The sequence below is a fragment of the Streptococcus pseudopneumoniae genome, from assembly GCF_038148955.1.
In the GTDB taxonomy this organism is placed as follows: Bacteria; Bacillota; Bacilli; order Lactobacillales; family Streptococcaceae; genus Streptococcus; species Streptococcus pseudopneumoniae_T.
This window is the reverse complement of record NZ_JBBJZY010000038.1, coordinates 1-6,286: the sequence shown is the minus strand read 5'-3', so window position 1 is coordinate 6,286 and position 6,286 is coordinate 1. Positions and strand designations below refer to the sequence as shown.

General features: G+C 41.3%; 9 protein-coding genes. 1 reads left to right on the top strand and 8 read right to left on the bottom strand.

Features of this window, described 5'->3' with window-relative positions; genetic code table 11:
* From WKI23_RS09235 to WKI23_RS09210, 6 genes are all read right to left on the bottom strand, one after another.
* Positions 1-314: tRNA pseudouridine synthase A (locus WKI23_RS09235; RefSeq protein WP_368079714.1), on the bottom strand; the 314-nt coding region annotated here is incomplete at its 3' end.
* A gap of 213 nt (positions 315-527) precedes the next feature.
* Complete coding sequence (locus tag WKI23_RS09230) at positions 528-1,679, bottom strand: MFS transporter (protein WP_368079713.1); 1,152 nt, start codon at positions 1,677-1,679, stop codon at positions 528-530.
* Positions 1,680-1,953: 274 nt separating this feature from the next.
* Positions 1,954-2,583, bottom strand: a complete 630-nt coding sequence (locus WKI23_RS09225; protein WP_368079712.1) for a Pr6Pr family membrane protein — start codon at positions 2,581-2,583, stop codon at positions 1,954-1,956.
* A 2-nt stretch (positions 2,584-2,585) separates the two neighbouring features.
* On the bottom strand, positions 2,586-2,924 hold the full coding sequence (locus WKI23_RS09220) for a zinc ribbon domain-containing protein YjdM (RefSeq protein WP_001061584.1): 339 nt from the start codon (positions 2,922-2,924) through the stop codon (positions 2,586-2,588).
* Between the two features lie 130 nt (positions 2,925-3,054).
* The gene (gene cmk, locus WKI23_RS09215; protein ID WP_054364360.1) at positions 3,055-3,726 is read right to left on the bottom strand and encodes a (d)CMP kinase; all 672 of its coding nucleotides are present in this window, start codon (positions 3,724-3,726) and stop codon (positions 3,055-3,057) included.
* 8 nt (positions 3,727-3,734) lie between these two features.
* A complete protein-coding gene (locus tag WKI23_RS09210) occupies positions 3,735-4,208 on the bottom strand; it encodes an SAG1386/EF1546 family surface-associated protein (RefSeq protein ID WP_049512293.1) in 474 nt (157 codons plus the stop codon).
* Between the two features lie 51 nt (positions 4,209-4,259).
* Here WKI23_RS09210 and WKI23_RS09205 point away from each other — a divergent pair, with 51 nt between their 5' ends.
* Positions 4,260-4,466 (top strand): ferredoxin, encoded by a 207-nt coding sequence (locus WKI23_RS09205; protein WP_167747535.1) that lies wholly within the window; start codon positions 4,260-4,262, stop codon positions 4,464-4,466.
* 50 nt (positions 4,467-4,516) lie between these two features.
* On the opposite strand, the gene WKI23_RS09200 is transcribed toward WKI23_RS09205, so the two are convergent.
* Entirely contained in the window at positions 4,517-5,482 is a 966-nt protein-coding gene (locus WKI23_RS09200; protein ID WP_368079711.1) for a glycosyltransferase family 2 protein, read from the bottom strand.
* A gap of 1 nt (position 5,483) precedes the next feature.
* Positions 5,484-6,286 (bottom strand): UDP-glucose 4-epimerase GalE (gene galE, locus WKI23_RS09195; RefSeq protein WP_368079710.1); only part of this gene is annotated, 803 nt, incomplete at its 5' end.

Sequence of the window (6,286 nt, the reverse complement as noted above, 5' to 3'; positions counted from 1 at the left end):
GCATAACGACAATGAAAATCATCCGCTACAATCTCAATTGAAATCACATCAATATCTTCAGGGGACTGGGTATCCAAGGCAAAACGAAGTTTCTCCTCATCCATTTGATAGGGGAGGTCAAAATGAATCACCTGTCCCAAAGCATGAACCCCACTATCAGTCCTACCGGCACCATGAACGGTAATGGCTTGTCCCTTATTCAATCTAGTCAAGGTTTTTTCAATTTCTTCCTGAACGCTACGCGTATGAGACTGGCGCTGAAAGCCAGCAAAGGCGTAACCATCATAGGAAATAGTTGCTTTATATCTCGTCATAACTTCTATTTTATCAAGAAAATAATCTGTAAACAAGGGTCTAAAACAAATATTGTCTGGGTACAAAAATCTCATACTCTTCGAAAATCTCTTCAAACCACGTCAGCTTCCATCTGCAACCTAAAAAAACTGTTTTGAGCAGCTTGTGGCTAGCTTCCTAGTTTGCTCTTTGATTTTCATTGAGTATAAAAAGAAAAACTTAGGAAAACAATCCTAAGCTCTCTTTTGAAGTAGGTACATGACAAAGATAGAGGTTACAATCAACCAAGAGCCTAGGATGGTAAAGACCAACATCCCGTTGTGAGTTAGTAACCCTATTGCACCTAGAACAAATGGAGTCGTAAAGGCTCCAAAACTACAGCCTAAAACCGCAAATGAGGTTGCTTGATTGAGGAGTTTAGCTGGAATTCGTTCAGATACAAGTTGAAAGACCGTCGTCAAGGCTACACTGTAGGCAAAGCCAGCCAGAACGCTTCCTGCCACCACCACCCACAAGGACGGAGACAGGGCAATCACAATTTGACCTAAGCCAAAGGTAATGCCCGACCAGAGGAGCAATTTTTCCTTAAAGATAGAAATCAAGAAAGAAAAACTCACCCCAGCCACAATCCCAATCAGCTGCATGACACTAAGAACAAAACTAGATAACTGGGCATCCCCTAGTCCTCTTTCCACCATCAAACTTGGAATACGAATAGTAATAGCCGTATTGGTACAAACTACAACTGCTGCTTCAATAGCTAGGGTAAAAATCAAGCCTTTCATTTCACGAGTTAAACGACTTGCATCCTTCGCTTTTTTCTTGACTTCTTTCTTTGATTTTCCATAAGGGACAAAGAGTAGATAGAGAGTCAGCACCAAAAATCCAGCACTATAGGCTAAGAAGGTAGCTGTCCAACCAAAGGCTAACAACTGGCCGACGGCCAAGGTAATGAGGGATGCTCCAACGACCTCTGCAGAACCGCGTAGCCCCAGCATCTGAATTCGCGTTTTTCCTTGATAACGCTCACTGATGATAGAAATAGCCTTGGCATTGATCATCCCAAGACCCAAACCAAAGAGAATCCGTGTTCCAAAGACAAAAGGATAGGCTTGATACCAGAAGGGAGCCGTCCCGCTCAATGATAAAATCAGCAAGCCCAAACTAATCTGTAAGCGCTCAGGAAATATTTTTTCTAAGAAACCATTTAGTAGTAACATAATCATGATTCCAAAGGATGGCAAGCTCGCCAAAAGCTCAATTTGTTCCTTAGGATAACCTTGATAATAGTCAAACATGGCTGGTAGGGCACTTGAAATCGAAAAGGAGGTAATTAAAACGAGGGAGAGAGCCAAAATACTAGCCCGTTCTAAAAATTGTTTCATAAAATCTCTTTCTATATTTCTCTTAATCTTCTATTTTTTGATACTTATCAAAAAAGCAAGAAAAGAAGAAGTCTCATTGGTTTGTAGACTCCTTCTTAAACTCGAAAATGAATCCCTTGTGTCTTATACTCAATGAAAATCAAAGAGCAAACTAGGAAGCTAGCCGCAGGTTGCTCAAAGCACTGCTTTGAGGTTGTAGATGAAACTGACGAAGTCAGTCACATATATACCCTAAGGCGAAACTGACGTGGTTTGAAGAGATTTTCGAAGAGTATTAGGATGACTTTCTCTTGATTTTCTTAATAAAGTAGAAGATAAATCCTGCCACCATATAGGCAACAAAGATAATCAGACACCACTTGAATACGACATTCCAACCCTTGTTCACATTCAAAAAGAAGTAAGGGAAAGGATTATCCTTGGCATTTGGAATATTGAGTTTTAAAACCAAGCCATTAAAAAGAGCAAAAATCATATACAGCAAGGGTAAAATCGTCCATACAATTGGATCCCAAATCTTGTATTGACCCTGTTTGTCAAAAAAGAGGGTATCTGCGAAAAACCAAAGGGGAACGATATAGTGGCAAAGGAAATTTTCCAGAGTATAGAAATTAGTCGCAATAGGCGCCAAGAGGAAATGGTAAATCACACAGGTAATCATGATACTCATAGTGACCCCACCTTTTAAACGCAAGAGACTTGGTCTTTGCCAGTTTTCACCTACACGGCTCATCACCTTTAGGAGATAAAGGGTAAAAATAGTTACCAAGAGGTTGGACAGAACCGTGTAATAGAGAAGCATCCCAAAACCACCATGCTTAGTAATTTCAAGATAAACTCCCGTAAAAGCCGCTAGAAACAAGAAGATACGGCTATAAAATACAAGTTTATAGTGCTTTGACATACTTAAATCTTCTTCACAAACTCTGATTTGAGTTTCATGGCACCGAAGCCATCAATTTTACAGTCGATATTGTGGTCGCCTTCTACGATACGGATATTTTTCACGCGCGTCCCTTGTTTCAAATCTTTTGGCGCACCTTTTACTTTCAAATCCTTAATGAGGGTTACTGTATCACCGTCAGCCAATTTATTCCCGTTGGCATCAATAGCAACAAGGCCCTCTTCTACATCTGCAACTTCAGCAGGATTCCACTCATGAGCACACTCTGGGCAAACCAGTAGGGCACCGTCTTCGTAGACATACTCTGAGTTACATTTTGGACAATTTGGTAGGTTGTTCATGGTTTCTCCTTATCATCATTCACTATTCTTTGAAAATCAAAATTTCTCGAACAGCAACTATTATACCCTAAAATCAGCATTTTGACAAATTTAGAAAAAAACCGATATCCATCTATCGGCTTTTCTACATTTACATTCTTTTTTCAGCTTCTGCTTTGATTTTTTCAACTACTTCTTGAATGTTCAAGCCAGTTGTATCAAGGTAGACAGCATCCTCTGCTTGTTTGAGAGGCGAAGTCTCACGATGACTATCCTTGTAGTCACGCGCAGCAATTTCCTCTTTTAGAGTTTCAAGGTCTGTTTCAATTCCCTTGGCAATATTTTCCTTGTAACGACGCTCTGCTCTTTCATCTACCGAAGCTACTAGGAAAATTTTCAATTCTGCTTGTGGCAATACAACAGTCCCAATATCGCGACCGTCCATGACAATCCCGCCTTGCTGGGCAATTTCTTGTTGGAGAGAAACCAGTTTCTCACGCACTTGAGGAATTGCTGCAATAGCAGAAACATGATTGGTCACTTCATTTTCACGGATAGGATGGGTAATATCCACATCTCCTACAAAGACAAGCTGTTCCCCAGTTTCTGAACGCCCAAAACTAATTGGATGCTGGTCCAACAAGGCTAGAAGGGCTTCGACTTCTTCTACTCCTAACTGGTTTTGGAGAGCCATATAGGTTGCCGCACGATACATGGCACCTGTATCTAGGTAGGTGTATCCAAAATCCTTGGCAATAATCTTTGCGACTGTACTCTTACCACTGGAAGCAGGACCGTCAATAGCAATTTGAATTGTTTTCATATCGGCTCCTATTTTATTTTTATAACATCACCTGGATTAGCAAACCAAGACCCTGTAGCCATGTGCCCAGGATTTAAGGCTTCCAACTGAGCAATCGAAATCCCAGCACGAGCGGCAATGGCTGCTTCCCCTTCTCCTGCGAGAACTTTAATCGTTCCTTCAGGATTAGCAGCTTCTTCTGAACTACTAGAAGTAGATTCTGGCTCTGAACTCTGCTCAGGCTGGGAACTGCTTGAAGATGAGACTTGTACTACACTTGCATCAGAATCATGAAAGTCTTTTAAGGCTGCTGTGCGATTACTCCCCCCCGTTGATAGATAGATAAGAACAATAATCATCACGACTACAATCACGAAGAAAATACTAGCTAAAATCGTCAAGACACGATTGGCCACTACATCTCTGCCTTGAGTTCTCTTACGACGCTCTGCTCTTGATTCTTCTTGATCATAAATATCTTCTTGCCACGGTTCTTTTTCCATAACCTACTCCTTGTTTTTTTTTACTTTTCTTATTACAATATAAATATGAACATGAAAATCACACTTATACCTGAACGATGTATCGCCTGTGGACTTTGCCAAACTTATTCTGATTTATTTGATTACCACGATAATGGAATCGTGCGTTTTTACGATGATCCTGACCAGCTGGAAAAAGAAATTTCTCCTAGTCAGGATGTCTTAGAGGCTGTTAAAAATTGCCCAACTCGCGCCCTGATCAGAAACCAGAAAGCCTAAATCAATGGCGATAATCCACTCTCTCTAGTTTAGCACATTTCCATGTAAAATTATAGTCTTTTCTCTCTATTTTTTTCTGTAAAATCAGGAAGGTCACTTTTTTCTTTGATAAGATAAAGTGGTCTTTTTTTAGTCTCTACATAAATCTTACTGATGTACTTACCGAGAATCCCAATGGTCAAGAGTTGAATGCCTCCAAGAAAGAGAATGACAGCCATCAGAGAGGTCCAACCTGATGTCGGATTGCCCAAAATGAGAGTTCGAACCACAACAAAAAAGGTCATTAGCAGAGAAATGAAACAAGATAGGAGACCAGCCGCAAAGGCGATAATCAAGGGAAAATCTGAAAAATTAACAATCCCTTCAATGGAGTAGAAAAAGAGTTGCCTAAAACTCCAACTGGTCTTACCAGCCTGCCTTTCAACATTTGGATAGTCCAGATAGTGGGTTTTAAAGCCGACCCAAGCAAAGAGTCCCTTTGAAAAACGATTAGACTCGGTCAAGGATAAAATGGCATCGACCACAGACCGTCTCATCATGCGAAAATCACGGACACCTGACGGTAGGGCTACTGGGCTAATTTTTTGCATAAGGCGGTAAAAGAGATCAGCACAGAAACTGCGAAAGAAGGGTTCTCCCTCCCGACTAGTTCTCCGTGTTCCAACGCAGTCCAAGTCTTCATTCTGATCTAGTAAGTTTTTCATCTCAAGCAACATACTAGGAGGATCCTGGAGGTCTGCATCCATTACCACCACCAGATCTCCTGTCGCATATTGCAAGCCTGCATAGAGAGCTGCTTCTTTGCCAAAATTTCGAGAGAAAGAAATATAATGCACTGCCGGATTTTGCTCCCGATAGGCCTTTAAGAGTTCCAAGGTCCCATCACTTGATCCATCATCGACAAAGACATACTCAATTTCTGTTTCCAAATCTGGAAGTAAAGTTTCCAGAGCCTGATAAAAAAGAGGAAGTACTTCCTCTTCGTTTAAACAGGGGACAATGATTGATATCACCATCTTAGTCTTCGAATCCATTTGGATGCTTGCTTTGCCAACGCCATGCGTCTTCACACATTTGGGTGATGTCGAGTTCTGCTTCCCAGCCCAGTTCTGCTTTGGCTTTTGCAGGATCTGAATAGCAGGCTGCAATATCACCTGGACGACGTTCTACGATGCGATAAGGAATTGGGCGTCCCACTGCTTTTTCCATATTTTGGATAATTTCAAGAACAGAGTAACCTTTACCTGTTCCAAGGTTGTAAACGTTTAGACCTGAACCTTTTTGAATTTTTTTCAGAGCTGCAACGTGACCCTTAGCCAAATCGACAACGTGGATATAGTCACGAACACCAGTTCCGTCTTCCGTATCGTAATCGTCTCCAAATACTTGCACTTGCTCTAATTTCCCAACGGCTACTTGAGTCACATATGGCAAGAGGTTGTTTGGAATACCGTTTGGATTTTCTCCTAGGTCTCCACTTTCATGAGCTCCGATTGGGTTGAAATAACGAAGCAAGACCACATTCCATTCTGAGTCTGCCTTGTAGATATCGGTCAAAATTTCCTCTAGCATAAGTTTGGTACGACCGTATGGATTAGTCACTGAAAGTGGGAAATCTTCCAAGATTGGCACTGTATGAGGATCTCCGTAAACTGTCGCAGAAGAACTGAAAATGATATTTTTACAGTTGTTTTCCTCCATAGTTTTTAGAAGACTGACAGTTCCTGCGATATTGTTGTCATAATAAGCAAGTGGGATACGGGTAGATTCACCGACAGCCTTCAAGCCAGCAAAGTGAATGACCCCTGTTGGTTCTTCTT

Bases quoted from the DNA above. Each gene is read 5' to 3' on its own strand.
- WKI23_RS09230 (WP_368079713.1), bottom strand. From the start codon at position 1,679: ATGAAACAATTTTTAGAACGGGCTAGTATTTTGGCTCTCTCCCTCGTT.
- WKI23_RS09225 (WP_368079712.1), bottom strand. From the start codon at position 2,583: ATGTCAAAGCACTATAAACTTGTATTTTATAGCCGTATCTTCTTGTTT.
- WKI23_RS09220 (WP_001061584.1), bottom strand. From the start codon at position 2,924: ATGAACAACCTACCAAATTGTCCAAAATGTAACTCAGAGTATGTCTAC.
- cmk (WP_054364360.1), bottom strand. From the start codon at position 3,726: ATGAAAACAATTCAAATTGCTATTGACGGTCCTGCTTCCAGTGGTAAG.
- WKI23_RS09210 (WP_049512293.1), bottom strand. From the start codon at position 4,208: ATGGAAAAAGAACCGTGGCAAGAAGATATTTATGATCAAGAAGAATCA.
- WKI23_RS09205 (WP_167747535.1), top strand. From the start codon at position 4,260: ATGAAAATCACACTTATACCTGAACGATGTATCGCCTGTGGACTTTGC.
- WKI23_RS09200 (WP_368079711.1), bottom strand. From the start codon at position 5,482: ATGGTGATATCAATCATTGTCCCCTGTTTAAACGAAGAGGAAGTACTT.